The organism is Enterobacter sp. MGH 16, assembly GCF_000493175.1.
GTDB lineage: Bacteria > Pseudomonadota > Gammaproteobacteria > Enterobacterales > Enterobacteriaceae > Enterobacter > Enterobacter roggenkampii.
Genome location: NZ_KI535695.1, coordinates 3,651,177 through 3,676,252 on the forward strand (window position 1 = coordinate 3,651,177; position 25,076 = coordinate 3,676,252).

Sequence of the window (25,076 nt, forward strand, 5' to 3'; positions counted from 1 at the left end):
ACGCTTTCGCTAGTAAACTGAGATACAGATAAATTAGACGAAAAGAGGGACACCGTGGACTCCATATTTTCTATTGGCATCCAGTCATTATGGGACGAATTGAGCCACATGCCAGTCGGAGGAGTCTGGTGGATTAATACGGACCGTAATGAAGATGCTATCAGTCTGGTAAACCAGACAATTGCTGCCCAGGATAAGGATTCCCGCGTGGCTGTCATTAGCATGGGCGAAGATCCGAAGAAAATTATCACGCTGGAAAACGATCGCGGCCCTCAGACGGTACGATTATTTTCCATGACATCGGAAGCCGATAGTCTATACTTTTTGTCCCGCGACGTTCAGTGCACTATTGATCCGGATCACTATTTAGTGATTCTTAAATGTGCAAATAACGTCCTGCAAAATATCCCTGCTGAAAAACTGCTGCCCTGGCTGGAAAAAATCAATAAATGGGCAAAATTTCAAAATTGCACGCTACTGATAGTCAATCCCGGCAGTAATAATGACAAGCTGTTCTCACTTTTAATGGGTGAATATCGTTCTCTGTTCGGTCTGGCAAGCGTTCGTGACCAGGTGGGCAGCTATCTCTACGATATTGCATTCTGGTGTAATGAAAAAGGCGTGAGCGCCAGACAACAACTTACGCTGAAACATATCGAGGGTAAGTGGCACCTGGCACAGCAGGAAGAAACCGTGGTGCAACCGCGCAGTGATGAAAAACGTATCCTGAGCCATATCGCGGTTTTAGAGGGGGCACCGGCCCTGTCGGAAAACTGGTCGCTGTTTGAATCTAACGAAGACCTTTTCCACGAAGCCCGCACAACCCAGGCGGCGACCCTTATTTTCTCATTGATGCAGAATAACCAGATTGAGACGCTGGCAAGGCAAATCCACACCCTGCGCCGCCAGCGCGGAAGCGCGTTAAAAATCATCGTGCGCGAAAACAATACCAGCCTGCGCGCCACCGATGAGCGCCTGCTTCTTGGCTGCGGGGCAAATATGGTTATTCCGTGGAATGCGCCGCTGTCACGCTGCCTGACGCTGATCGAAAGCGTTCAGGGCCAGCAGTTTAGCCGCCATGTACCGGAAGACATTTCCACACTGCTCTCTATGACGCAGCCGATGAAGCTGCGTGGATATCAAAAATGGGATACCTTCTGCGACGCCGTCGGCAATATGATGAGCAATACGCTTCTTCCTGCTGACGGAAAAGGGGTTATGGTTGCCCTGCGTCCTGTACCGGGTATCCGCGTTGAACAGGCGCTCACCTTGTGTCGCCCCAACCGTACGGGAGATATCATGACCATTGGCGACAATCGCCTGGTGCTGTTTTTGTCCTTCTGCCGGGTCAACGATCTCGATACGGCGCTAAACCATATCTTCCCCCTGCCTACCGGGGATATTTTCTCGAACCGTATGATTTGGTTCGAAGATAATACGATCAGCGCGGAGCTGGTACAGATGCGTGCGCTCCAGCCTGAACAATGGGCTAAACCGCTCGCAATTAAGAGCGATGCGAAACCGATCCTCAATGCCAGACATGATGGCCATATCTGGCGCCGGGTTCCGGAGCCCCTTCGCTTATTAACGGACAACGCGGAGAACGCACCATCATGAATATCAGCGATATCATCCAACTGGTTATATTCTGTGCGCTGATCTTTTTCCCGCTTGGCTACTATGCACGCCATTCCATACGTCGTATCCGTGATACGGCCAGAGTGCTGTTTATAAAACCTCGCTATGTAAAACCAGCCGGAACACTGACACGGGCATCACACGTCAAGGCAGACCGAAAACATGACTAATTCTACCTATACCGCTTCGTCACCCTCGCCGCTCTGGCAATACTGGCGCGGCCTTTCCGGCTGGAACTTCTACTTTCTCGTGAAGTTTGGTCTGCTGTGGGCAGGCTATCTGAATTTCCATCCCCTTCTCAACCTGGTGTTTATGGCCTTCCTGCTGATGCCCCTGCCGAATATCAGGCTGCATCGCTTGCGTCACTGGATAGCCATCCCCGTCGGCTTTGCGCTGTTCTGGCATGATACCTGGTTACCGGGGCCGGACAGCATTATGAGCCAGGGGTCGCAGGTGGCAGGCTTTAGCGCCGGCTATGTCCTCGATCTGACCGAGCGGTTTATTAACTGGCAGATGATTGGCGCGGTATTTGTGCTGCTGGTTGCCTGGCTGTTCCTGTCACAGTGGATCCGCATCACGGTGTTTGTCGTCGCGATTATGATCTGGCTGAACGTGCTGACGCTGGCTGGTCCGGGCTTTTCGCTGTGGCCTGCTGGTCAACCGACCACCACGGTGACCACCACAGGGGGAAGCGCAGCAGCAACCGTTACCACGGCTGGCGATACGCCTGTAGTGGGCGATATCCCAACCCAGACCGCACCGCCGACCTCCACAAATCTGAACGCCTGGCTCTCCAGCTTCTACACTGCGGAAGACAAGCGACAGACCAAATTCCCGGATGCGCTGCCGGCGGATGCTCAGCCGTTTGAATTGCTGGTGATCAACATCTGCTCTCTCTCATGGGCCGACGTGGATGCAGCCGGTTTGATGTCCCATCCGCTGTGGTCGCATTTCGACATTCAGTTTAAAGATTTTAACTCTGCCACCTCGTACAGCGGCCCGGCAGCAATCCGCCTGCTGCGTGCAAGCTGCGGTCAGGCATCGCATAAGAATCTGTATCAGCCTGCCGGCAATCAGTGTTATCTGTTTGATAACCTCGCCAAACTGGGCTTTACGCAGCATCTGATGCTGGGACATAACGGCCAGTTCGGTAACTTCCTGAAAGAGGTGCGTGAACAGGGTGGTATGCAGGCACCGTTAATGGATCAAACCGGTCTTCCCGTTACTCTGCTGGGCTTCGACGGCTCGCCGGTTTATGACGATACCGCCGTGCTGCAGCGCTGGCTTCAGACCATCGAGAAAGACAGTAATCCGCGCAGTGCGACCTTCTTTAACACCCTGCCGCTCCACGACGGTAACCATTTCCCGGGCGTGAGCAAAACGGCAGATTATAAAGTGCGTGCGCAGAAGTTCTTCGACGAGCTAGACGCGTTCTTCACGGAGCTGGAAAAATCAGGCCGTAAAGTGATGGTGGTTGTGGTTCCTGAGCACGGCGGCGCGCTGAAAGGCGACAGAATGCAGGTGTCGGGTCTGCGTGATATCCCAAGCCCGTCCATCACCAACGTGCCTGCTGGCATTAAATTCTTTGGTATGAAAGCACCCCATCAGGGCGCACCGATTGAAATCACCCAGCCGACCAGCTATCTGGCGATCTCTGAACTGGTTGCCCGTGCCGTTGACGGGAAGCTGTTTGTGGAAGATAGCGTGAACTGGGATCAGCTCACCAGCAACCTGCCGCAAACGGCAGAAGTCTCTGAGAACGCCAACGCGGTCGTCATTCAGTATCAGAACAAACCGTACGTTCGCCTGAACGGCGGGGATTGGGTACCGTATCCGCAGTAACTGATTTACCCCTAACCCTCTCCCCATTAGGGAGAGGGGATAGTCAGTGTGTTGTTATTGCGCCGAAATCCACACCAGCATTTTCAGACTTGCCGAATAGTAGTCGTCTTTAGAGGTGATTTCGGGTTCTCCGGAAGACTGTCCCATCGTTAAATCGCGTACAGCCAACAGCCCGCCTTCCATCATGTAGGGCGCATATTCGTTGGTCATGACGTTAACCCAGGCGGGCGTTTGTTCCCGCGGGAACTGACCAAACCAGGTTTTCCACGGCGCCAGCAGCGGGCTTTGCTTATCAGACCAGGCAAGATACAGCGGAATACGAATCGCGTCATAGCTCATTCGCGGCGGCCAGCCTGTAGCGGGTGCCAGCTTGCCATCAGATGCCAGTGAAACCCAGTCAGCGGGCAGATTCGCTTTTCCCGAGCCCATTTTCCCCAGCAGACGTTTGCCATCCTTAATCAAATCGCGCCAGACAGGCAAATGACTGCGTCCGGCGAAGGCCTGCCAGGCCGGAAACACGAAGTAGGAAGGGTTAAGGATCGCTTCACCGTCAAGCTTAAATCCCTGGACGCCGGGCAGCATCACGCGGTAACCCGCATAGCGGATGACGCTATGGGCAACCAGCGCTTTTGTAATGGCATCCGATGCGGCGCCGTAGCGTTTGTCATGCCAGCGGGCATCGGCTTTAAGCAGCGCCCAGGCAATCAGCACATCGCCATCGGCGGCATTGTTTTTGTCCGCGACCGGGTTGGACTCTGCGGGGTTATAGCGCCAGTAAAACAGACCGTTCTCTTTGTTCTTCAGCTCACGGTTTGTCCATTGCCAGAGCTTATCGAACGTGGCCTTATCGTCGTTGGCCACTGCCATCAGCATGGCAAATCCCTGACCTTCCGTATGCGACACGCCGCCATTGCCGGTATCGACAATGCGGCCTTCCGGTTTGAAAAAGCGTGCCTTATAACTCTCCCAGGCCTGACCCGCCTGAGAGAGGGGTGAGAACAACACGCTCATCATGACGGCCAGCGTCGCGCAGACGGTTTTTCGCATCATTCACTCCATCCGGTTATTCGGCACTCCGCAGGGAAATCTCACCGCCCATCCAGGGTTTGATCACGCCATCCTGCTCCAGGAGCAGCGCGCCCTGAGCGTCAATACCGCGGGAAGTGCCGTAGATCTCTTTATCCCCAATCAGCAATTTCACCGGGCGGTTGATGAAGTTATCCAGTTTTTCCCAACGAGACAGGAACGGTGCCAGCCCTTCCTGCTCAAAAAGCGTGAGCGAGCTGCGCAGCTCTTTAATCATACGTACGGCAAGGGTGTTACGATCGATGACGATCCCCGCCTCCTGGAGGTTAGTCCAGGCCTGATTCACCACATCATTCTGGACATTGCGCATCACCATATTGAGGCCCGCGCCAATGACGATTTGCGCCGCATCGCCCGTTTTGCCCGTCAGTTCGACCAGAATGCCGGCAAGTTTACGATCGTTGAGGTACAGATCGTTAGGCCATTTAACACGCACTTGATCCGCCCCCAGATCGTGAAGCACCTCCGCCATAACGATACCGATGACCAGACTCAGGCCAATGGCAGCGGCCGGGCCCTGATCGAGTCGCCAGTACATAGACAGATAGAGGTTGGCACCAAAGGGGGAAAACCACTTGCGGCCACGACGACCGCGACCGGCCTGCTGATACTCAGCAACGCAGGCATCGCCGGATTTCAGCTCAGGCAGACGATCCAGCAGATACTGGTTCGTCGAATCAATAACAGGCAGCACCGCCACATTACCGTGTCCAATCTGGCTGCGGATCGTGTCTTCATTCAATAATTGTATCGGCTCCGGCAGGCTGTACCCTTTTCCGGGAACCGTAAATACATCAACCCCCCAGTCGCGAAGCGTCTGGATGTGCTTGTTAATGGCGGCGCGGCTCATGCCAAGCTGCTCACCCAGCTGCTCGCCGGAATGAAATTCACCATCCGCCAGGATACCAATCAGGGTTAACGGGACCGTATTGTCCTTCATGCGATAGTCTCCACGGCGTTGACTTCACCTGTGCGACCAATGAAGCGGACTTCTGGCTCCAGCCAGACGTTAAATTTTTCGCCCACACGCTGACGAACATAATGAGCCAGCTGTACCACATCGTCGCTGGTTGCATCGCGCTGGTTAATCAGCACCAGAGCCTGCTGTCGGTGAACGGCTGCCCCGCCGACTGAAGTGCCTTTTAGCTGGCATTGATCGATAAGCCATCCTGCTGCCAGCTTCACGCTGCCATCTGCCTGAGGGTAATGTGGCGCGGTTGGCCACTCCTCCAGAAAACGTCGGGCATTTTCGCCGCCGATCACCGGGTTTTTGAAGAAGCTTCCTGCATTTCCGTTTACTTTTGGATCGGGAAGCTTGGTCATCCGCATATGGCAAACCGAGTCAAAAACGTCGCGGGCGGTAACGGTAGCCGGATCGAGACGCGTTAAATCCCCGTAGGTCAATACGGGCTGCCAGTTCTTCGACAGACGCAGGCCCACGGCGACAATCACGTAGCGATCCTGATATTCATGCTTGAAGATACTGTCACGATAGCCAAAACGGCACTGTTCTGCCGTTAAACGCGTGGCCGTTCCGGTCGCCAGTTCGATGCAGTCGACATAGTCACAGACGTGCTTCAGTTCGATGCCGTAGGCGCCGATGTTTTGAATGGGTGACGAGCCGGCGCAGCCTGGAATAAGCGCAAGGTTTTCCAGACCCGGAATCTCTTTTTCGAGGGTAAATTGCACCAGGTGATGCCAGTTTTCTCCGGCACCCACGTGCAGATGCCAGCTATCGGCATGCTCTTCCACATCAATTCCCATGATGCGGTTAACGATCACCGTTCCCGCAAAATCGTCGAGAAACAGGACATTACTTCCTTCGCCCAGAATCAGTACAGGTTCGTTTTTTTCTGTTGCGCTTTGCCATGCATCCAGCAGCTGCTGTGCAGTATCGGCACGTACAATTTGATTAGCATTGCGTTGAATGCCAAAGGTATTCCAGGGCTTAAGGGAGTGGTTCATAGACGCTATCCTGATGCAAAAACGCAGATAGTTTACCGTATAAGCAGGGTGTTGGGGGATTAGTTTGTGCAGCGCATAAACGCAAAAAGGCCATCCTTCCGGATGGCCTCTTCACTTGTTTGATGCCTGGCAGTTCCCTACTCTCACATGGGGAGACCCCACACTACCATCGGCGCTACGGCGTTTCACTTCTGAGTTCGGCATGGGGTCAGGTGGGACCACCGCGCTAAAGCCGCCAGGCAAATTCTGTTAAATCTGTATCAAAGCTGAAAATCGTGTCTGTCTCTTCGCCAAAACATCTTCGGCGTTGTAAGGTTAAGCCTCACGGTTCATTAGTATCGGTTAGCTCAACGCATCGCTGCGCTTACACACCCGACCTATCAACGTCGTCGTCTTCAACGTTCCTTCAGGAGACTTAAAGTCTCAGGGAGAACTCATCTCGGGGCAAGTTTCGTGCTTAGATGCTTTCAGCACTTATCTTTTCCGCATTTAGCTACCGGGCAGTGCCATTGGCATGACAACCCGAACACCAGTGATGCGTCCACTCCGGTCCTCTCGTACTAGGAGCAGCCCCCCTCAATTCTCCAGCGCCCACGGCAGATAGGGACCGAACTGTCTCACGACGTTCTAAACCCAGCTCGCGTACCACTTTAAATGGCGAACAGCCATACCCTTGGGACCTACTTCAGCCCCAGGATGTGATGAGCCGACATCGAGGTGCCAAACACCGCCGTCGATATGAACTCTTGGGCGGTATCAGCCTGTTATCCCCGGAGTACCTTTTATCCGTTGAGCGATGGCCCTTCCATTCAGAACCACCGGATCACTATGACCTGCTTTCGCACCTGCTCGAGCCGTCACTCTCGCAGTCAAGCTAGCTTATGCCATTGCACTAACCTCCTGATGTCCGACCAGGATTAGCTAACCTTCGTGCTCCTCCGTTACTCTTTGGGAGGAGACCGCCCCAGTCAAACTACCCACCAGACACTGTCCGCAACCCGGATTACGGGTCTACGTTAGAACACCAGCCATTAAAGGGTGGTATTTCAAGGACGGCTCCATGCAGACTGGCGTCCACACTTCAAAGCCTCCCACCTATCCTACACATCAAGGACCAGTGTTCAGTGTCAAGCTATAGTAAAGGTTCACGGGGTCTTTCCGTCTTGCCGCGGGTACACTGCATCTTCACAGCGAGTTCAATTTCACTGAGTCTCGGGTGGAGACAGCCTGGCCATCATTACGCCATTCGTGCAGGTCGGAACTTACCCGACAAGGAATTTCGCTACCTTAGGACCGTTATAGTTACGGCCGCCGTTTACCGGGGCTTCGATCAAGAGCTTCGCGTTGCCGCTAACCCCATCAATTAACCTTCCGGCACCGGGCAGGCGTCACACCGTATACGTCCACTTTCGTGTTTGCACAGTGCTGTGTTTTTAATAAACAGTTGCAGCCAGCTGGTATCTTCGACTGATTTCAGCTCCACCCGCAGGGGCTTCACCTACATATCAGCGTGCCTTCTCCCGAAGTTACGGCACCATTTTGCCTAGTTCCTTCACCCGAGTTCTCTCAAGCGCCTTGGTATTCTCTACCTGACCACCTGTGTCGGTTTGGGGTACGATTTGATGTTACCTGATGCTTAGAGGCTTTTCCTGGAAGCAGGGCATTTGTTACTTCAGCACCGTAGTGCCTCGTCATCACACCTCAGCGTTAAAAGGTACCGGATTTACCTGGAACCTCCGCCTACATGCTTAAACCGGGACAACCGTCGCCCGGCTAACATAGCCTTCTCCGTCCCCCCTTCGCAGTAACACCAAGTACAGGAATATTAACCTGTTTCCCATCGACTACGCCTTTCGGCCTCGCCTTAGGGGTCGACTCACCCTGCCCCGATTAACGTTGGACAGGAACCCTTGGTCTTCCGGCGAGCGGGCTTTTCACCCGCTTTATCGTTACTTATGTCAGCATTCGCACTTCTGATACCTCCAGCAACCCTCACAGGCCACCTTCAACGGCTTACAGAACGCTCCCCTACCCAACAACGCATAAGCGTCGCTGCCGCAGCTTCGGTGCATGGTTTAGCCCCGTTACATCTTCCGCGCAGGCCGACTCGACCAGTGAGCTATTACGCTTTCTTTAAATGATGGCTGCTTCTAAGCCAACATCCTGGCTGTCTGTGCCTTCCCACATCGTTTCCCACTTAACCATGACTTTGGGACCTTAGCTGGCGGTCTGGGTTGTTTCCCTCTTCACGACGGACGTTAGCACCCGCCGTGTGTCTCCCGTGATAACATTCTTCGGTATTCGTAGTTTGCATCGGGTTGGTAAGCCGGGATGGCCCCCTAGCCGAAACAGTGCTCTACCCCCGAAGATGAGTTCACGAGGCGCTACCTAAATAGCTTTCGGGGAGAACCAGCTATCTCCCGGTTTGATTGGCCTTTCACCCCCAGCCACAAGTCATCCGCTAATTTTTCAACATTAGTCGGTTCGGTCCTCCAGTTAGTGTTACCCAACCTTCAACCTGCCCATGGCTAGATCACCGGGTTTCGGGTCTATACCCTGCAACTTAACGCCCAGTTAAGACTCGGTTTCCCTTCGGCTCCCCTATACGGTTAACCTTGCTACAGAATATAAGTCGCTGACCCATTATACAAAAGGTACGCAGTCACACCACGAAGGTGCTCCCACTGCTTGTACGTACACGGTTTCAGGTTCTTTTTCACTCCCCTCGCCGGGGTTCTTTTCGCCTTTCCCTCACGGTACTGGTTCACTATCGGTCAGTCAGGAGTATTTAGCCTTGGAGGATGGTCCCCCCATATTCAGACAGGATACCACGTGTCCCGCCCTACTCTTCGAGTTCACAACCTGTGTGCTTTCGTGTACGGGACTGTCACCCTGTACCGTGCGACTTTCCAGACGCTTCCACTAACACACAAGCTGATTCAGACTCTGGGCTGCTCCCCGTTCGCTCGCCGCTACTGGGGGAATCTCGGTTGATTTCTTTTCCTCGGGGTACTTAGATGTTTCAGTTCCCCCGGTTCGCCTCGTTAACCTATGTATTCAGTTAACGATAGTGTGTCGGAACACACTGGGTTTCCCCATTCGGACATCGCCGGGTCAAAGGTTCATATCACCTCGCCGGCGCTTTTCGCAGATTAGCACGTCCTTCATCGCCTCTGACTGCCAGGGCATCCACCGTGTACGCTTAGTCGCTTAACCTCACAACCCGAAGATGTTTCACTTCTGATTGCGAAAATTTGAGAGACTCGAACACACCATTAAGATGTGTCGTTTCAATTTTCAGCTTGATCCAGATTTTTAAAGAGCAAAACTTCGCAGTGCACCTTTTCAGGTTCACTCTGAAGTTTTCTTGGGTTCGCAGTAAAGATGGTGGAGCTATGCGGGATCGAACCGCAGACCTCCTGCGTGCAAAGCAGGCGCTCTCCCAGCTGAGCTATAGCCCCATCGTTTTGCAATCTCTGTACCGCTCATCCTTTAAAAGGAGTTTGGTAGGCCTGAGTGGACTTGAACCACCGACCTCACCCTTATCAGGGGTGCGCTCTAACCACCTGAGCTACAAGCCTGCAGAGATTTTTACTGCTGTTTTTCATCAGACAATCTGTGTGAGCACTACAAAGGCAGGTTCTTTAAGGTAAGGAGGTGATCCAACCGCAGGTTCCCCTACGGTTACCTTGTTACGACTTCACCCCAGTCATGAATCACAAAGTGGTAAGCGCCCTCCCGAAGGTTAAGCTACCTACTTCTTTTGCAACCCACTCCCATGGTGTGACGGGCGGTGTGTACAAGGCCCGGGAACGTATTCACCGTAGCATTCTGATCTACGATTACTAGCGATTCCGACTTCATGGAGTCGAGTTGCAGACTCCAATCCGGACTACGACGCACTTTATGAGGTCCGCTTGCTCTCGCGAGGTCGCTTCTCTTTGTATGCGCCATTGTAGCACGTGTGTAGCCCTACTCGTAAGGGCCATGATGACTTGACGTCATCCCCACCTTCCTCCAGTTTATCACTGGCAGTCTCCTTTGAGTTCCCGGCCGGACCGCTGGCAACAAAGGATAAGGGTTGCGCTCGTTGCGGGACTTAACCCAACATTTCACAACACGAGCTGACGACAGCCATGCAGCACCTGTCTCAGAGTTCCCGAAGGCACCAATCCATCTCTGGAAAGTTCTCTGGATGTCAAGAGTAGGTAAGGTTCTTCGCGTTGCATCGAATTAAACCACATGCTCCACCGCTTGTGCGGGCCCCCGTCAATTCATTTGAGTTTTAACCTTGCGGCCGTACTCCCCAGGCGGTCGACTTAACGCGTTAGCTCCGGAAGCCACGCCTCATGGGCACAACCTCCAAGTCGACATCGTTTACGGCGTGGACTACCAGGGTATCTAATCCTGTTTGCTCCCCACGCTTTCGCACCTGAGCGTCAGTCTTTGTCCAGGGGGCCGCCTTCGCCACCGGTATTCCTCCAGATCTCTACGCATTTCACCGCTACACCTGGAATTCTACCCCCCTCTACAAGACTCTAGCCTGCCAGTTTCGAATGCAGTTCCCAGGTTGAGCCCGGGGATTTCACATCCGACTTGACAGACCGCCTGCGTGCGCTTTACGCCCAGTAATTCCGATTAACGCTTGCACCCTCCGTATTACCGCGGCTGCTGGCACGGAGTTAGCCGGTGCTTCTTCTGCGGGTAACGTCAATCGCTGAGGTTATTAACCTCAGCGCCTTCCTCCCCGCTGAAAGTACTTTACAACCCGAAGGCCTTCTTCATACACGCGGCATGGCTGCATCAGGCTTGCGCCCATTGTGCAATATTCCCCACTGCTGCCTCCCGTAGGAGTCTGGACCGTGTCTCAGTTCCAGTGTGGCTGGTCATCCTCTCAGACCAGCTAGGGATCGTCGCCTAGGTGAGCCGTTACCCCACCTACTAGCTAATCCCATCTGGGCACATCTGATGGCAAGAGGCCCGAAGGTCCCCCTCTTTGGTCTTGCGACATTATGCGGTATTAGCTACCGTTTCCAGTAGTTATCCCCCTCCATCAGGCAGTTTCCCAGACATTACTCACCCGTCCGCCGCTCGCCGGCAAAGTAGCAAGCTACTTTCCGCTGCCGCTCGACTTGCATGTGTTAGGCCTGCCGCCAGCGTTCAATCTGAGCCATGATCAAACTCTTCAATTTAAGTTTGATGCTCGTGAATTAAACTTCGTAATGAATTACGTATGTTCACTCAGAGACTTGGTATTCATTTTTCGTCCGAGGACGTTAAGAATCCATGTCACTTTGAGTGCCCACACAGATTGTCTGATAAATTGTTAAAGAGCAGTGCCGCTTCGTTTTCGCTGCGGCGCGGGGTGTGCATATTACGCTTTCCCGCTTCAGAGTCAAGCGTTTATTTTCGCTATTCTCTGCTGACCCGGCGGCGTGTGTGCCGTTGTTCCGTGTCAGTGGAGGCGCATTATAGGGAGTTATTCTGAAGTGACAAGCACAAAATACAAAAAACTTTTCGTTCGCTCACTTTTCAAACTTAACGCTTATTTAAGTCGCGAATCGCCCGTTAAATGTGCGATTTCCCGCGCAAAACTGGCTACCTGCGACCAGTCGGTATAAACCACTTCTTTACGCGTATCGGTTTCTCCCCCCGTCATCTTCATAATTAGACGGATCATAAAGCGGTCATACCAGCGGTAGCGAGGGTAGCGCAGCGCGCCGGCAAAAACGGCGCACAGGTCTGGCTGCCACGGCGAGCTGAGTAAAAACTTGCGTGTGTAGCTGTTGGTCTGTGGCGTGCGCTTCTCCGCTTTACGCGCAACCAGATTGACCGAGTAAAACGCGCCTGGCATTTTGTTGAGTATTGCCGTGTGCTTTTTCACAAAGCGATCCAGCGCCGGATGGAAATGCCCGTAACGAATAGATGCACCAATCACCACGCGATCGTAATCCTGCCAGGCAATCTGTTCCGCACGGTTCAGGTTCACCACATCCGAGTAAATACCCAACTCTTTTAATTCCGATGCAAGATATGCGGCAATCTCACGCGTTTGTCCGTCTCGCGTAGAGAAAAGAATCAATGTTTTCATCAACGGCTCCTTACTCGCGCCAGAATGTAGGGGTGAACAGCACCAGCAGCGTAAAGACCTCAAGACGACCAAACAGCATATTGGCGATGAGGATCCATTTCGCGACCGGGTTCATACTGGCAAAGTTATCCGCCACCACGCCCAGGCCAGGCCCGAGGTTATTCAATGTTGCGACGACGGACGCAAAGGCGGAGAAATCATCCACTCCCGTCGCGATAATCGCCAGCATACTGACGATAAAGACCAGCGCATACGCCGAGAAGAATCCCCACACCGCTTCGAGGATACGTTCCGGCAGCGCGCGGTTCCCCAGCTTGATGCTGTAGACCGCATTGGGGTGGACGAGACGCTTCAGCTCACGGTTGCCCTGCTTGAACAGCAGCAGAATACGGATCACCTTCAGACCACCGCCCGTCGACCCCGCACAGCCGCCGATAAACGCGGAACAGAGCAGAAGCACCGGCAGGAACAGCGGCCAACGGGCGATGCTGTCCGTGGTAAACCCGGCGGTCGTCGCCATCGACACCACCTGGAAGAAGGCCTGGTTTAGCGTGGTCAACGCGGAGTTATAGACATCATGGAACCACAGCACCAGCGTACAGATGATCACCAGCGTCAGCTGGACCCCAATGAACATGCGGAACTCAGGGTCACGCCAGTACACCTTCAGGCTGCGCCCGCTCAGTAAAGAGAAGTGCAGGCCGTAGTTACAGCCGGAGATCAGCAGGAAAATGGCAATGATAGTGTTAATCGTTGGGCTGTCGAAATAGCCCACGCTGGCATCGTGGGTGGAGAACCCGCCGATGGCAATCGTCGCAAAACTGTGTCCGATAGCATCAAACGCAGGCATCCCGGCAAACCATAGCGCCAGCGCGCAGGCTACCGTCAGCAAGACATAAATCAGCCACAGGGTTTTCGCCGTCTCGGCAATACGCGGCCGCATCTTGTTATCTTTCAGCGGTCCTGGCATTTCGGCGCGATAGAGCTGCATCCCCCCGACGCCCAGAATCGGCAGGATGGCCACCGCCAGGACGATGATCCCCATACCGCCGAACCACTGCAGCATCTGGCGATAAAAGAGAATCGCGTGCGGCAGCGAATCCAGCCCCACCAGCGTCGTGGCCCCGGTCGTCGTTAAGCCGGAGAAGGATTCAAAGAAGGCATCCGTGATGCTCAGGTTAGGCTGTTCAGAGAAGATAAAGGGCAGCGAACCGACGCTCCCCAACACCGTCCAGAACAGGACCACAATCAGAAAGCCTTCGCGAGATTTCAGCTCACCTTTCTGACGACGGTTCGGCCACCACAGCAGGGAGCCGATCGCCAGCGCGACAAAGAAGGTCTGGGTAAATGCCCGCCCCGCCCCGTCCCGGTAGATAAGCGCCACCAGTCCAGGGATAATCATCGTCCCGGAAAAGAGTATGACCAGCAGTCCAACGATTCGGGTTATGGCACGAAAATGCATCTCTGCCGCTTCCTTTGGTATTCAAAAGTGAGGTGGGGATTATTCTTCAATCGGCAGCAATTGCAACGAACCACGACTAAAATCAGCCAGTTTTGCTGAAAAAGCAGCCAGTTCCGCCTGAGGAAGCGCCACGCGTAATTGCACCATCGCCTGATATTCACTGTGTGCGATGACACCGTTAAACTGCCTCAGCAGCGCTTCAATACCCGAGAGCTGGGCGTAATCGCATAACAAAGTATATTCGGTGAGAGGCGTTTTGCGGGTGGTCTTCAGGATATTCAGTGCCTGCTGAACGCCGCCGCCATACGCTTTTACCAGCCCACCCGTACCTAACAGGATGCCGCCGTAGTAGCGCACCACCACGGCGGTAATTTCACCCACGCTGCTACCCATCAGCTGCGAGAGCATGGGTTTACCGGCCGTGCCCGCCGGTTCACCGTCATCGGAAAACCCCAGCTGCTGCGAATCGTCCGGCGGCCCTGCTACCCACGCCACGCAGTGGTGACGGGCGTCAGGATGCTCAGCCCGGACGGACTCGACAAACGCTTTTGCCGCCTCTACGCCGTCGGTATGCGCCAGCAGGGTAATAAAGCGGCTTTTCTTGATTTCCTCAACAAAGGTGACCGGTTCAGCCGGTATCAGCCAGCTTTCCATCAGGCCAGCTTCAGGTCTCGCGTCATATTCTCGATACCGTTTTCGTGAATCACCACGTTATCTTCGATACGAATGCCGCCAAACGGCTTCAGCGCGTCAATTTTTGCCCAGTTGAAGTGCTTGCTGAACTGGCCTTCACGCCACGGCGCCAGCAGGGATTCGATAAAGTAGATCCCCGGTTCAATCGTCAACACCATGCGCGGCTCCAGAATACGGGTGCAGCGCAGGTAAGGATATTTAGACGGTGCCGCCAGGTGCGTACCGGTATCATCCTGCATAAAGCCCGCAACGTCGTGCACCTGCAGGCCCAGCGGGTGGCCGATACCGTGCGGCATAAATGGCCCGGTCAGATCGTTCTCGACCATCGCCTCTTCGCTCATGTCTTTCACAATCTGATGCTTACGCAGCAGTTTAGCAATGCGCTGATGGAACTGGATGTGGTAGTCCACATAGCTGGTTCCCGCCTTCATGGTGCCAATCAGCGCCAGCTGTTCATCGTTCACGTCTTTGATCAGCTGTGCAAAATCGGTATCCGCATTTGCCGCCCAGGTACGGGTCAGATCGGCCGCGTAGCCGTTGTACTCTGCCCCTGCGTCCAGCAGGAAGCTGCGCATTTCTGAAGGAACATGGTGATCCAGTTTGGTGTAGTGCAGGACGGACGCGTGCTCGTTGAGCGCGACAATGTTGCTGTACGGCACGTCGGTATCGCGATGACCGGTGGCGGTCAGATACGCCTGGTTGATGTCGAACTCGCTCATGCCGGACTGGAAGGCTTCATGCGCCGCACGGTGACCGTTTACCGCGGTCTTTTGCGCTTCACGCATGCAGTAAAGTTCGTAGTCGGTTTTATACGCGCGGTAATAGTGGAGGTAATCCAGCACCCCTTTCGGGTTGAGCTTGTCTGCCGCAATATCCAGGCTTAATGCACGCTCCGGAACAGGGCCAATATAAGCGATGTTGCCACGCGCGGCAGGCAGCTGGCCGCCAATGCCGTCCGCTTTTGGCAGCGCAATGACCTCAATTTCTTCCGTCCAGAAAGAGGTCGGCAGCGGCTCAACGTTGTGCCAGTAATCGACCGGCAGGTAGAACCACAGTTTCGGCTTGTTCACACCATCCACCAGCAGCCAGCAGTTGGGAACCTGCGTCACCGGCACCCAGGCCTTAAACTGTGGGTTCACCTTAAACGGATAAGCGTGGTCATCCAGAAAGGTATTCATCAGCTCGCCGGAGTGGATCAGCAGCGCATCCAGCTTAAAGCGGGCCAGTACATCGCGGGTACGTTCCTGTAGGGTAACGATATGATTTTTATAAAGCGAAGCCAGTGAGTCCATCATTATTCCTTTCGTTTTTTGACCTCAAGTCATCGCATCTTAGCACACCTCACTCCGCCTGCGTGATTTCCACCGACCGTGATCAATGCAGCAATTTCTTAATGAGTAATTTGCATTTTATTAACATAAATCCCACACTCCGACTCATCTGGTATGACCAGATCCACTTGCTGGATTCAGGAGACTGACATGCTCTACAAAGGCGACACCCTGTACCTCAACTGGCTGGAAGATGGCATTGCCGAACTCGTGTTCGATGCCCCCGGCTCAGTCAATAAGCTCGATACCGCGACGGTGGCCAGTCTTGGCCAGGCGCTGGATGTTCTGGAAAAACAAACTGAATTAAAAGGGCTGCTGCTGCGCTCGAACAAAGCGGCCTTTATCGTCGGTGCCGATATCACCGAATTCCTTTCGCTCTTCCTGGTGCCGGAAGAACAGCTGAGCCAGTGGCTGCACTTTGCCAATAGCGTCTTTAATCGTCTGGAAGATCTGCCTGTCCCGACCATTTCCGCCGTTAACGGCTACGCGCTGGGCGGCGGCTGTGAGTGCGTGCTGGCGACCGACTACCGCCTGGCGACGCCGGATCTGCGCATCGGCCTGCCGGAAACCAAGCTGGGCATTATGCCGGGCTTTGGCGGCTCCGTCCGTATGCCGCGCATGCTGGGCGCCGACAGCGCGCTGGAGATCATTGCCGCGGGTAAAGACGTCGGCGCCGAACAGGCGCAGAAAATTGGCCTGGTCGACGGCGTGGTGAAACCTGAGAAGCTTGTTGAAGGCGCACTCGCCATTCTGCGTCAGGCCATTAACGGCGATCTGGACTGGAAGGCCAAACGCCAGCCGAAGCTGGAGCCGTTAAAACTCAGCAAGATTGAAGCCACCATGAGCTTCACCATCGCCAAAGGCATGGTGATGCAGACGGCGGGTAAACACTACCCGGCGCCGATCGCGGCGGTGAAAACCATTGAAGCGGCTGCCCGTTTCGGGCGCGATGAAGCGCTGAAGCTCGAAAATCAGAGCTTTGTCCCGCTGGCGCACACCAATGAGGCTCGCGCGCTGGTCGGTATCTTCCTGAACGATCAGTTCGTGAAAGGCAAAGCCAAACAGCTGACCAAAAACGTTGAGACGCCAAAACATGCGGCGGTACTCGGCGCGGGCATTATGGGTGGCGGCATCGCCTACCAATCTGCCTGGAAAGGCGTGCCGGTAGTGATGAAAGACATCAACGAGAAATCCCTGACGCTGGGCATGACCGAAGCGGCCAAGCTGCTGAATAAACAGCTTGAGCGCGGCAAAATTGACGGACTGAAGCTGGCAGGCGTGATCTCCACCATTCAGCCCGTGCTGGAATACAGCGGTTTCGATCGTGTCGACGTGGTGGTCGAAGCCGTTGTCGAGAATCCGAAAGTGAAAAAAGCGGTGCTGGCGGAAACGGAAGACAAGGTTCGCCCGGGTACCGTTCTGGCCTCTAACACCTCCACCATTCCAATCAGCGAACTGGCGAGCGTGCTGAAGCGTCCGGAAAACTTCTGCGGTATGCACTTCTTCAACCCGGTACACCGCATGCCGCTGGTCGAAGTGATCCGCGGGGAAAAAACCTCAGACGACACCATCGCCAAAGTGGTGGCATGGGCCAGCAAGATGGGCAAAACGCCGATCGTCGTTAACGACTGCCCGGGCTTCTTCGTCAACCGCGTGCTGTTCCCTTACTTCGCCGGTTTTAGCCAGCTGCTGCGCGACGGCGCGGACTTCCGCAAAATCGACAAAGTGATGGAAAAACAGTTCGGCTGGCCGATGGGCCCGGCGTATCTGCTGGACGTTGTGGGCATTGATACCGCCCACCACGCCCAGGCGGTGATGGCGGCAGGTTTCCCGCAGCGCATGCAGAAAGACTATCGCGACGCCATTGACGCGCTGTTCGACGCTAACCGCTTCGGTCAGAAAAACGGCCTGGGCTTCTGGCGCTATAAAGAAGACAGCAAAGGCAAACCGAAGAAAGAAGAAGATCCGGCGGTGGATGGCCTGCTGGCCGACGTCAGTCAGCCAAAACGCGACTTCACCGACGATGAAATCATCGCCCGGATGATGATCCCGATGATTAACGAAGTAGTGCGTTGCCTCGAAGAAGGCATTATCGCCAGCCCGGCAGAAGCCGACATGGCGCTGGTGTATGGCCTCGGCTTCCCTCCGTTCCACGGCGGCGCGTTCCGCTGGCTGGACACGCTCGGCAGCGCCCGCTATCTCGATATGGCCCAGCAGTATCAGCACCTCGGCCCGCTGTATGAAGTGCCGGAAGGGCTGCGTAACAAAGCGCGCCATAACGAACCCTACTATCCCGCAGTTGAGCCAGCCCGTCCGGTTGGCGAGCTGAAAACGGCTTAAGGAGTCACAATGGAAAAGGTTGTCATTGTTGATGCGATTCGCACCCCGATGGGCCGTTCAAAAGGCGGCGCGTTCCGTAACGTGCGTGCGGAAGACCTCTCCGCGCACCTGATGCGTAGCCTGCTGGCGCGTAACCCGGCGCTGGATCCGGCTGCGCTGGACGATATCTACTGGGGCTGCGTGCAGCAGACCCTGGAGCAGGGCTTCAACATCGCCCGCAACGCGTCGCTGCTGGCGGAGATCCCGCATTCGGTTCCGGCCGTCACCGTCAACCGCCTGTGCGGTTCGTCAATGCAGGCGCTGCACGACGCGGCCCGCATGATCATGACCGGCGATGCGCAGGCCTGCCTGGTGGGCGGCGTCGAGCACATGGGTCACGTCCCGATGAGTCACGGGGTCGACTTCCATCCCGGCATGAGCCGCAACGTGGCGAAAGCTGCGGGTATGATGGGCCTGACCGCCGAGATGCTCTCCCGCCTGCACGGCATCAGCCGCGAAATGCAGGATGCCTTTGCCGCGCGCTCTCACGCTCGCGCCTGGGCCGCCACGCAGTCCGGTGCCTTTAAGAACGAGATCATCCCGACCGGCGGCCACGATGCAGACGGCGTTCTGAAGCAGTTCAGCTACGACGAAGTGATCCGCCCGGAAACCACCGTCGAAGCGCTATCCACGCTACGTCCGGCGTTTGACCCCGTCACCGGTACGGTCACGGCAGGGACCTCGTCGGCGTTGTCCGACGGCGCCGCCGCGATGCTGGTGATGAGCGAAAGTCGCGCCCGCGAGCTGGGGTTAACGCCTCGCGCCCGCGTGCGTTCGATGGCGGTCGTGGGCTGCGATCCGTCGATCATGGGCTACGGCCCGGTTCCGGCTTCAAAGCTGGCGCTGAAAAAAGCGGGCTTAACCGCCAGCGACATCGATCTGTTTGAGATGAACGAAGCGTTCGCCGCGCAGATCCTGCCGTGCATTAAAGATCTGGGGCTGATGGAGCAGATCGACGAGAAGATTAACCTCAACGGCGGCGCGATCGCCCTCGGACACCCGCTGGGCTGTTCCGGGGCGCGTATCAGCACGACGCTGATCAACCTGATGGAACGCAAAGATGCCCAGTTTGGTCTGGCAACGATGTGTATCGGTCTGGGTCAGGGTATCGCGACGGTGTTTGAGAGAGTGTAAGGCTATAACGTAGGCCCGATAAGCATCGCCCCATCGGGCTTTTGCCGGGAGGCGCTGCGCTTTCCCGGCCTACGAGAGGTACCTCGCCGCCAGTCGTGTCACTGGCGAAGAGAAACAGTTTAGTTGCCGTTCTTCCCGCCTGTCAGGGGCGGGTTTTTTATTTAAATGAAGGCAAACGCATCGCCAAACAGGCGATCTTCACGCGCATCACGTTCGTTACAGAACAGATCGCGGGCGATTTTCGCCATCTCGAAACGCCCTGCAATATAGATGTCATGTCCTGCCAGCGTACCGTGATCCTGCAGCACTGCCGTCAGTACCGTACCGCTACGCCCGCGCCAGCCCTCTTCCGGCTGCTCAACCACCGGCTCAATGCGCAGGTTAGGATGGGTGACGCTCAGCGCTTCGAGTTCGGACAGGTCATACAGGTGCTTCTCTTCGCGGCCGCCCCAGTAGATGGTGATATCACGTTCCGGGTTACGCGCCAGGGCGGTCAACAGAATAGAGCGCACGTAGGAGAAGCCTGTACCACCGGCAATCAGGATCAGCGGACGGTCTTCGTCATCACGTAACCATGCCTCGCCGTGAGGAATATCGACCACGATCTCGCGCTCTTTCAGAATGCGGTCCATGACGGCCATCGCATACAGGTTAAGCTCTGACGCACCAATATGAAGCTCAATAAATTCCTGCTCCGCTGGCGTTGAGGCCATAGAGAAAGGACGCTTATCACGCTCATCCATCACGACCATCAGATACTGACCCGCGCGGAAAGAGAATGGCGCTTCTGGCACTAAACGGACGCGATATACGGTGTCGGTGATGGCATCTACCGAGGTCACTTTACAGCTTAAGGTTGTCATTCGCTCTCTCTGTCGGGAAGTCTATAGGGCTTAACGGTCAGCTCAGGGTTTACCGTTATTCATTATGGCCAGTTCGTCCCAGATCGCATCAATACGCGCGGTCACAGCAGGATCTTTTTTGATCGGGCGACCCCATTCACGATCGGTTTCGCCAGGCCATTTATTTGTGGCATCCAGTCCCATTTTTGAGCCAAGGCCGGAAACCGGCGAGGCAAAATCCAGGTAATCTATCGGCGTGTTTTCGACTAACACCGTATCGCGCGCCGGGTCCATTCGCGTGGTAATAGCCCAGATTACGTCATTCCAGTCGCGGGCGTTAACGTCATCATCGCAGACAATAACAAATTTGGTATACATAAACTGGCGCAGGAAAGACCACACGCCCATCATCACGCGTTTCGCGTGACCAGGATACTGCTTCTTCATCGTGACCACTGCCAGGCGATACGAGCATCCTTCAGGCGGCAGATAAAAATCAACAATTTCCGGAAACTGCTTTTGCAGGATCGGCACAAACACTTCATTCAGCGCCACGCCCAGTACTGCCGGTTCATCCGGTGGACGCCCGGTATACGTGGAGTGATAAATCGCATCTTCACGCTGCGTAATGTGCGTCACGGTAAACACCGGGAAGTTATCCACTTCGTTGTAATAGCCGGTGTGGTCGCCGTAAGGGCCTTCTGGCGCCAGTTCACCCTGCTCAATGTAACCTTCCAGCACAATTTCTGCACTGGCCGGAACTTCGAGATCGTTAGAGATACACTTCACGACTTCCGTTTTCGTTCCGCGCAGCAGGCCTGCAAAGGCATATTCCGAGAGCGTATCCGGTACGGGCGTGACGGCCCCGAGAATGGTGGCCGGATCGGCGCCGAGCGCGACAGACACCGGGAAACGTTCACCCGGACGCGCAGCACACCACTCCTGGAAATCGAGCGCGCCGCCGCGATGCGACAGCCAGCGCATGATGAGCTTATTCTTGCCAATCAACTGCTGGCGGTAAATACCAAGATTCTGGCGCTCTTTGTGCGGACCGCGCGTGACGGTCAGTCCCCAGGTGATCAGCGGCGCGGCATCTTCCGGCCAGCACTGCATGATAGGGATTTTAGTCAAATCAACCGCATCGCCTTCCAGCACCTTCTGCTGGCAGGGCGCGCCGCGCAGGCGTTTGGTGGGCATGTTTAGCACCTGCTTAAACTGCGGCAGCTTGTCGAACAGATCGCGGAAGCCTTTCGGCGGCTCCGGCTCTTTCAGGAAGGCCAGCAGCTTACCGACCTCACGCAGGGCCGTGACGTCTTCCTGCCCCATCCCCAGTGCGACGCGACGCGGTGTACCAAACAGGTTGCACAGCACCGGCATGGCGTACCCTTTCGGATTTTCAAACAGTAATGCAGGGCCACCGGCACGCAGGGTGCGGTCAGCAATTTCTGTCATCTCCAGATAAGGATCAACAGGAAGTGTTATACGTTTGAGTTCACCCTGCTTTTCCAGCAGCGTCAGGAAGTCGCGGAGATCGTGGTATTTCATGCAGTTAATCATGGCCTCTCTGTAAGCGCTTCATTATACGGCGTAAGACTGCTTGATGCTGTAATTTTGTTAAATTAGCGTGAAGTTATGCGTTCTGTCCCATTTTCGCCCATTATAATCAACTTAGCGATCCCGCCAAGGTTTTGATATGCTTGCGCCCCGAACTAAGGGAAAGAGTGATTATGCAGGCCTGGTATTTACTGTATTGCAAACGCGGGCAACTTCAGCGCGCACAGGAACATCTTGAACGTCAGTCAGTCAATTGCCTGACGCCCGTGATCACGCTTGAAAAAATGCAGCGCGGGAAGCGCACAACCGTTAGCGAGCCGTTGTTCCCGAACTACCTGTTCGTGGAGTTCGATCCGGAGGTGATCCACACCACCACCATCAGCGCCACGCGCGGCGTCAGCCATTTTGTTCGCTTTGGCGCCCACCCCGCGACGGTTCCCCCATCGGTCATCCACCAGCTGTCGATTTATCAGCAGCCCGAAGACCTTACCGACCCGGAAACGCCCTACACGGGCGATAGCGTCGTGATTACCGAAGGGGCTTTCGAAGGCCTTCAGGCGATTTTTGCCGAGCCGGACGGAGAAGCGCGCTCTATGCTGTTGCTTAATCTGCTGAACAAGCAGGTGCTGCAGAGCGTTAAAAACACCGACTTCCGCAAACTTTAAACGTTTATCCCAAACAGATTACGCACGTTGTCATCCGTCTGTGCGGAAAGCCAGTGCGGATCTTCTCCGCGCCACGTCGCGACGCGCTCAACTATGTGCCCCAGATAAGCGGGCTCATTGCGTCGCGATGCCGGTTTGGGTTGCATATCGCGCGGGAGCAGATAGGGCGCATCCGTTTCAAGGAGCAACCGGTCAGCCGGGATCGCCGGTAGCAGCTCCCGAAGCTCAAGCCCGCGGCGCTCGTCGCAAACCCAGCCGGTAATGCCCAGATAAAGCCCGCGTTCCAGGCACTCCAGCGCCTCCTGCCGTGAGCCGGTGAAGCAGTGCAGCACCGCGCCGGGCAGTTTCTCGACCCACGGTTCCAGAAGCGCCAGGAAACGCTCATGCGCGTCGCGGCAGTGCATAAATACGGGCATTTCAAGCTCTGCCGCCAGCGCAAGCTGGGCAGTGAACGCCTTTTCCTGCTCTTCAGGCGTGGAAAAGTTACGGTTGAAATCGAGGCCGCATTCGCCAATCGCCACCACTTCCGGTGTCTTCGCCAGCCTGCGCAGGGTTTCCCCGCTTTCCGGGGTCCACTGGCTGCTGTCGTGAGGATGCACACCAGCGGTAGACCAACAGCGTTCGTAGCGTTGCGCCAGTTGCTGCGCCTGCTCGCTCTCATACAGGTTGGTGCCCGTCAGCAGCAGTCCTTTCACCCCGGCGGCAAACGCGCGCGCAACCACCTCATCACGATCTTTCGCAAACTGCGAGCTGGTCAGGTTGAGTCCGATATCAAACATACGAATCCCCATATAACAACCGCCCTGACGGGCGGCTGGTTTTACTCTTCAGTGGTCTTGTCGGACGTATCGTCTTCGTCATCCGACCGACGCCCTTTACCCACGTAGAAACGTGAGAAGAAGACGCCGACCTCAAACAGGCAGTACATCGGTATGGCCAGCAGCGTCTGGGAGAATACATCCGGCGGGGTCAACAACATGCCGACAACGAAGGCGCCGACCAGGATATACGGACGCTTCTTACGCAAGTCATCCGGCGTGGTGACCCCTACCCAGCAGAGCAGCACAATGGCCACCGGCACTTCGAATGCCACCCCAAACGCCATAAACAGCGCCATCACAAAGCTAAGATAGCTGGCGATATCCGTCGACACCTGGACGCCTTCCGGCGCGGTATGCGTCAGGAAGCCGAAGGCCAGCGGGAAGACAACGAAATAGGCAAACGCCATGCCGATATAGAACAGCAGCGAACTGGATACCAGCAGCGGAATGACCAGCTTGCGTTCGTGCTTATACAGTGCCGGCGCCACAAAGGCCCACACCTGGTACAGAATGACGGGCGCAGAGGCAATCAACGACACCCAAAAGGTCAACTTGATGGGGGTAAAGAACGGGGAAGCAACGTCTGTTGCAATCATCGTTGCGCCCAGCGGCATCTGCTTGATCAGCGGCGCAGAAACCACCTGGTAGATATCGTTGGCGAAATAGACCAGGCATAGAAAAATAACGAGAACCGCAATAATGCAGTTTAACAGACGCTTACGCAGCTCTATGAGGTGCGTAATCAGCGGTTGAGTATCATCTACAGCCATGTTTACGCTTTATCACTCGACGAGGGGGATGATTCGGAAACGGGCGCGGCGGGTTTTGCCTCGGCAGCGTTAACCACGGGCTTTTCCGGCTGCACCTGCTTTTTCACTTCGGTTTCCTGCGGCGTCTGTTCAGGCGCAGCAGCCTGATGTTCAGCGCTGGCAGGCGTGACGCCCTCACACTGTTCTTCGCTGCCCTTCACCACCGGGTTATGGATGGTGTTCGCTTCGTCGCTCGCTTTTTCAGGATCGTTGATGCTATAGGAGCGCTTCATGGATTCCGCCGCTTCGCGCAGCTCATCCATTGACGCTTTCAGTTCCGGCGTCAGGTTATCCATGCTCGCCTTCTCAACCTTTTTCAGGCTTTCCTGAAATTCCTGCAGCTTAAGCTCCTGGGCCAGTTCATTCTGAACGGTCGATGCCAGCGATCTCAGCGCACGAACCCAGCCCGCAACGGTTTTCACCGCCACCGGCAGACGCTGAGGCCCCAGCACGATCAGGCCAATCACAAAGACCAGCAGGAGCTCACTAAAACCAATGTCGAACACGACTTACACCTGCTCTTTATCGTGGCGTTTAGCGTCTTCCTTTTTGGCTTCCTCTTGCTTGTCGGTGATGGATTTAGCAGTAAAGTCAGCGTCCTGGCTGGTTTTATCCTGCTTGCTCTCATCATCGCTCATCGCTTTTTTGAAGCCTTTGATAGACGCGCCCAGATCGGAACCAATAGAACCGAGCTTTTTGGTGCCAAACAGCAGCACGACGATGACGGCAATGATCAACAATTGCCAGATACTGATACCACCCAT

The 25,076-nt window shown here is 55.3% G+C and carries 19 protein-coding genes, 2 tRNA genes and 3 rRNA genes; 6 read left to right on the forward strand and 18 right to left on the reverse strand.

Translation table 11 applies throughout. The annotated features are described in order from the left end of the window. Nucleotides 1-54 precede the first annotated feature (54 nt). From bcsE to bcsG, 3 genes are read left to right on the forward strand one after another with little or no spacing between them, the layout of a single operon-like run. The gene (bcsE, locus tag L362_RS05710) at nt 55-1,617 is read left to right on the forward strand and encodes a cellulose biosynthesis c-di-GMP-binding protein BcsE (protein WP_023326268.1); all 1,563 of its coding nucleotides are present in this window, start codon (nt 55-57) and stop codon (nt 1,615-1,617) included. Further along, the gene (bcsF, locus tag L362_RS0123175; RefSeq protein ID WP_024908822.1) at nt 1,611-1,808 is read left to right on the forward strand and encodes a cellulose biosynthesis protein BcsF; all 198 of its coding nucleotides are present in this window, start codon (nt 1,611-1,613) and stop codon (nt 1,806-1,808) included. Before bcsE ends, bcsF begins: the two co-directional genes overlap by 7 nt. Further along, on the forward strand, nt 1,801-3,480 hold the full coding sequence (gene bcsG / locus L362_RS05705) for a cellulose biosynthesis protein BcsG (protein WP_023345072.1): 1,680 nt from the start codon (nt 1,801-1,803) through the stop codon (nt 3,478-3,480). Before bcsF ends, bcsG begins: the two co-directional genes overlap by 8 nt. A 54-nt stretch (nt 3,481-3,534) precedes the next feature. On the opposite strand, the gene L362_RS05700 is transcribed toward bcsG, so the two are convergent. The 12 genes from L362_RS05700 to pepQ all read right to left on the reverse strand — a co-directional run bounded on the left by L362_RS05700 (nt 3,535) and on the right by pepQ (nt 16,069). Further along, nucleotides 3,535-4,527 carry a glycosyl hydrolase family 8 gene (locus L362_RS05700; protein WP_023345073.1) on the reverse strand — a complete coding sequence of 331 codons (993 nt, stop codon included), beginning with the start codon at nt 4,525-4,527 and terminating at the stop codon, nt 3,535-3,537. 16 nt (nt 4,528-4,543) lie between these two features. Beyond that, nucleotides 4,544-5,506: a bifunctional biotin--[acetyl-CoA-carboxylase] ligase/biotin operon repressor BirA gene (birA, locus tag L362_RS05695; RefSeq protein ID WP_008503241.1), complete on the reverse strand. Its 963-nt coding sequence runs from the start codon at nt 5,504-5,506 to the stop codon at nt 4,544-4,546. After that, nucleotides 5,503-6,531, reverse strand: a complete 1,029-nt coding sequence (gene murB / locus L362_RS05690) for a UDP-N-acetylmuramate dehydrogenase (RefSeq protein ID WP_023345074.1) — start codon at nt 6,529-6,531, stop codon at nt 5,503-5,505. Before murB ends, birA begins: the two co-directional genes overlap by 4 nt. 124 nt (nt 6,532-6,655) lie before the next feature. Continuing rightward, a 5S ribosomal RNA gene (gene rrf, locus L362_RS05685) occupies nt 6,656-6,771 on the reverse strand. 71 nt (nt 6,772-6,842) lie between these two features. After that, nucleotides 6,843-9,747, reverse strand: a 23S ribosomal RNA gene (locus L362_RS05680). Between the two features lie 169 nt (nt 9,748-9,916). After that, nucleotides 9,917-9,992: transfer RNA gene (locus L362_RS05675), tRNA-Ala, on the reverse strand. Nucleotides 9,993-10,035: 43 nt separating this feature from the next. Further along, nucleotides 10,036-10,112, reverse strand: a tRNA-Ile gene (locus L362_RS05670). A gap of 69 nt (nt 10,113-10,181) precedes the next feature. Continuing rightward, nucleotides 10,182-11,723, reverse strand: a 16S ribosomal RNA gene (locus L362_RS05665). Together the 16S, 23S and 5S rRNA genes with 2 tRNA genes alongside form the textbook arrangement of a ribosomal RNA operon. A gap of 353 nt (nt 11,724-12,076) precedes the next feature. Continuing rightward, the gene (gene hemG / locus L362_RS05660) at nt 12,077-12,622 is read right to left on the reverse strand and encodes a menaquinone-dependent protoporphyrinogen IX dehydrogenase (protein WP_023345075.1); all 546 of its coding nucleotides are present in this window, start codon (nt 12,620-12,622) and stop codon (nt 12,077-12,079) included. A gap of 10 nt (nt 12,623-12,632) precedes the next feature. Then, nucleotides 12,633-14,084, reverse strand: a complete 1,452-nt coding sequence (gene trkH, locus L362_RS05655) for a Trk system potassium transporter TrkH (RefSeq protein WP_008501511.1) — start codon at nt 14,082-14,084, stop codon at nt 12,633-12,635. Nucleotides 14,085-14,123: 39 nt separating this feature from the next. After that, the gene (locus tag L362_RS05650) at nt 14,124-14,738 is read right to left on the reverse strand and encodes an IMPACT family protein (RefSeq protein ID WP_023345076.1); all 615 of its coding nucleotides are present in this window, start codon (nt 14,736-14,738) and stop codon (nt 14,124-14,126) included. Further along, entirely contained in the window at nt 14,738-16,069 is a 1,332-nt protein-coding gene (gene pepQ, locus L362_RS05645) for a Xaa-Pro dipeptidase (protein ID WP_023345077.1), read from the reverse strand. The genes L362_RS05650 and pepQ overlap by 1 nt, the downstream gene beginning before the upstream one ends. Nucleotides 16,070-16,258: 189 nt before the next feature. On the opposite strand from pepQ, the gene fadB reads away from it, so the two are divergent. Both fadB and fadA read left to right on the forward strand, forming a co-directional pair. Continuing rightward, the gene (gene fadB / locus L362_RS05640; protein WP_023345078.1) at nt 16,259-18,448 is read left to right on the forward strand and encodes a fatty acid oxidation complex subunit alpha FadB; all 2,190 of its coding nucleotides are present in this window, start codon (nt 16,259-16,261) and stop codon (nt 18,446-18,448) included. A 9-nt stretch (nt 18,449-18,457) separates the two neighbouring features. Further along, a complete protein-coding gene (fadA, locus tag L362_RS05635; protein ID WP_008501515.1) occupies nt 18,458-19,621 on the forward strand; it encodes an acetyl-CoA C-acyltransferase FadA in 1,164 nt (387 codons plus the stop codon). A 161-nt stretch (nt 19,622-19,782) separates the two neighbouring features. Here the strand turns inward: fadA and fre are convergent, their stop codons facing one another. Both fre and ubiD read right to left on the reverse strand, forming a co-directional pair. Further along, nucleotides 19,783-20,484, reverse strand: coding sequence for an NAD(P)H-flavin reductase (gene fre, locus L362_RS05630; protein ID WP_021242862.1), 702 nt, complete (start codon nt 20,482-20,484; stop codon nt 19,783-19,785). Between the two features lie 42 nt (nt 20,485-20,526). Next, a complete protein-coding gene (ubiD, locus tag L362_RS05625) occupies nt 20,527-22,020 on the reverse strand; it encodes a 4-hydroxy-3-polyprenylbenzoate decarboxylase (protein WP_008501517.1) in 1,494 nt (497 codons plus the stop codon). A gap of 170 nt (nt 22,021-22,190) precedes the next feature. Here ubiD and rfaH point away from each other — a divergent pair, with 170 nt between their 5' ends. After that, the gene (rfaH, locus tag L362_RS05620) at nt 22,191-22,682 is read left to right on the forward strand and encodes a transcription/translation regulatory transformer protein RfaH (RefSeq protein ID WP_021242861.1); all 492 of its coding nucleotides are present in this window, start codon (nt 22,191-22,193) and stop codon (nt 22,680-22,682) included. Here rfaH and tatD read toward each other — a convergent pair. Genes tatD through tatA form a run of 4 tightly spaced genes read right to left on the reverse strand, consistent with a single transcriptional unit; the run spans nt 22,679 to nt 25,076 of the window. Continuing rightward, a complete protein-coding gene (gene tatD, locus L362_RS05615) occupies nt 22,679-23,461 on the reverse strand; it encodes a 3'-5' ssDNA/RNA exonuclease TatD (protein ID WP_023345079.1) in 783 nt (260 codons plus the stop codon). The genes rfaH and tatD overlap by 4 nt on opposite strands. 41 nt (nt 23,462-23,502) lie before the next feature. Then, nucleotides 23,503-24,273, reverse strand: a complete 771-nt coding sequence (gene tatC / locus L362_RS05610; RefSeq protein WP_008501520.1) for a Sec-independent protein translocase subunit TatC — start codon at nt 24,271-24,273, stop codon at nt 23,503-23,505. Between the two features lie 2 nt (nt 24,274-24,275). Continuing rightward, the gene (gene tatB, locus L362_RS05605) at nt 24,276-24,818 is read right to left on the reverse strand and encodes a Sec-independent protein translocase protein TatB (protein ID WP_023345080.1); all 543 of its coding nucleotides are present in this window, start codon (nt 24,816-24,818) and stop codon (nt 24,276-24,278) included. A gap of 3 nt (nt 24,819-24,821) precedes the next feature. Further along, the gene (tatA, locus tag L362_RS05600; protein ID WP_008501522.1) at nt 24,822-25,076 is read right to left on the reverse strand and encodes a Sec-independent protein translocase subunit TatA; all 255 of its coding nucleotides are present in this window, start codon (nt 25,074-25,076) and stop codon (nt 24,822-24,824) included.

Excerpts from the sequence above, each read along its gene's own strand:
- fadB (WP_023345078.1), top strand. The coding sequence starts at position 16,259 with ATGCTCTACAAAGGCGACACCCTGTACCTCAACTGGCTGGAAGATGGC.
- birA (WP_008503241.1), bottom strand. The coding sequence starts at position 5,506 with ATGAAGGACAATACGGTCCCGTTAACCCTGATTGGTATCCTGGCGGAT.
- bcsG (WP_023345072.1), top strand. The coding sequence starts at position 1,801 with ATGACTAATTCTACCTATACCGCTTCGTCACCCTCGCCGCTCTGGCAA.
- hemG (WP_023345075.1), bottom strand. The coding sequence starts at position 12,622 with ATGAAAACATTGATTCTTTTCTCTACGCGAGACGGACAAACGCGTGAG.
- murB (WP_023345074.1), bottom strand. The coding sequence starts at position 6,531 with ATGAACCACTCCCTTAAGCCCTGGAATACCTTTGGCATTCAACGCAAT.
- tatA (WP_008501522.1), bottom strand. The coding sequence starts at position 25,076 with ATGGGTGGTATCAGTATCTGGCAATTGTTGATCATTGCCGTCATCGTC.
- trkH (WP_008501511.1), bottom strand. The coding sequence starts at position 14,084 with ATGCATTTTCGTGCCATAACCCGAATCGTTGGACTGCTGGTCATACTC.
- fadA (WP_008501515.1), top strand. The coding sequence starts at position 18,458 with ATGGAAAAGGTTGTCATTGTTGATGCGATTCGCACCCCGATGGGCCGT.
- tatD (WP_023345079.1), bottom strand. The coding sequence starts at position 23,461 with ATGTTTGATATCGGACTCAACCTGACCAGCTCGCAGTTTGCGAAAGAT.
- ubiD (WP_008501517.1), bottom strand. The coding sequence starts at position 22,020 with ATGATTAACTGCATGAAATACCACGATCTCCGCGACTTCCTGACGCTG.
- L362_RS05650 (WP_023345076.1), bottom strand. The coding sequence starts at position 14,738 with ATGGAAAGCTGGCTGATACCGGCTGAACCGGTCACCTTTGTTGAGGAA.
- rfaH (WP_021242861.1), top strand. The coding sequence starts at position 22,191 with ATGCAGGCCTGGTATTTACTGTATTGCAAACGCGGGCAACTTCAGCGC.
- fre (WP_021242862.1), bottom strand. The coding sequence starts at position 20,484 with ATGACAACCTTAAGCTGTAAAGTGACCTCGGTAGATGCCATCACCGAC.
- L362_RS05700 (WP_023345073.1), bottom strand. The coding sequence starts at position 4,527 with ATGCGAAAAACCGTCTGCGCGACGCTGGCCGTCATGATGAGCGTGTTG.
- tatC (WP_008501520.1), bottom strand. The coding sequence starts at position 24,273 with ATGGCTGTAGATGATACTCAACCGCTGATTACGCACCTCATAGAGCTG.
- pepQ (WP_023345077.1), bottom strand. The coding sequence starts at position 16,069 with ATGGACTCACTGGCTTCGCTTTATAAAAATCATATCGTTACCCTACAG.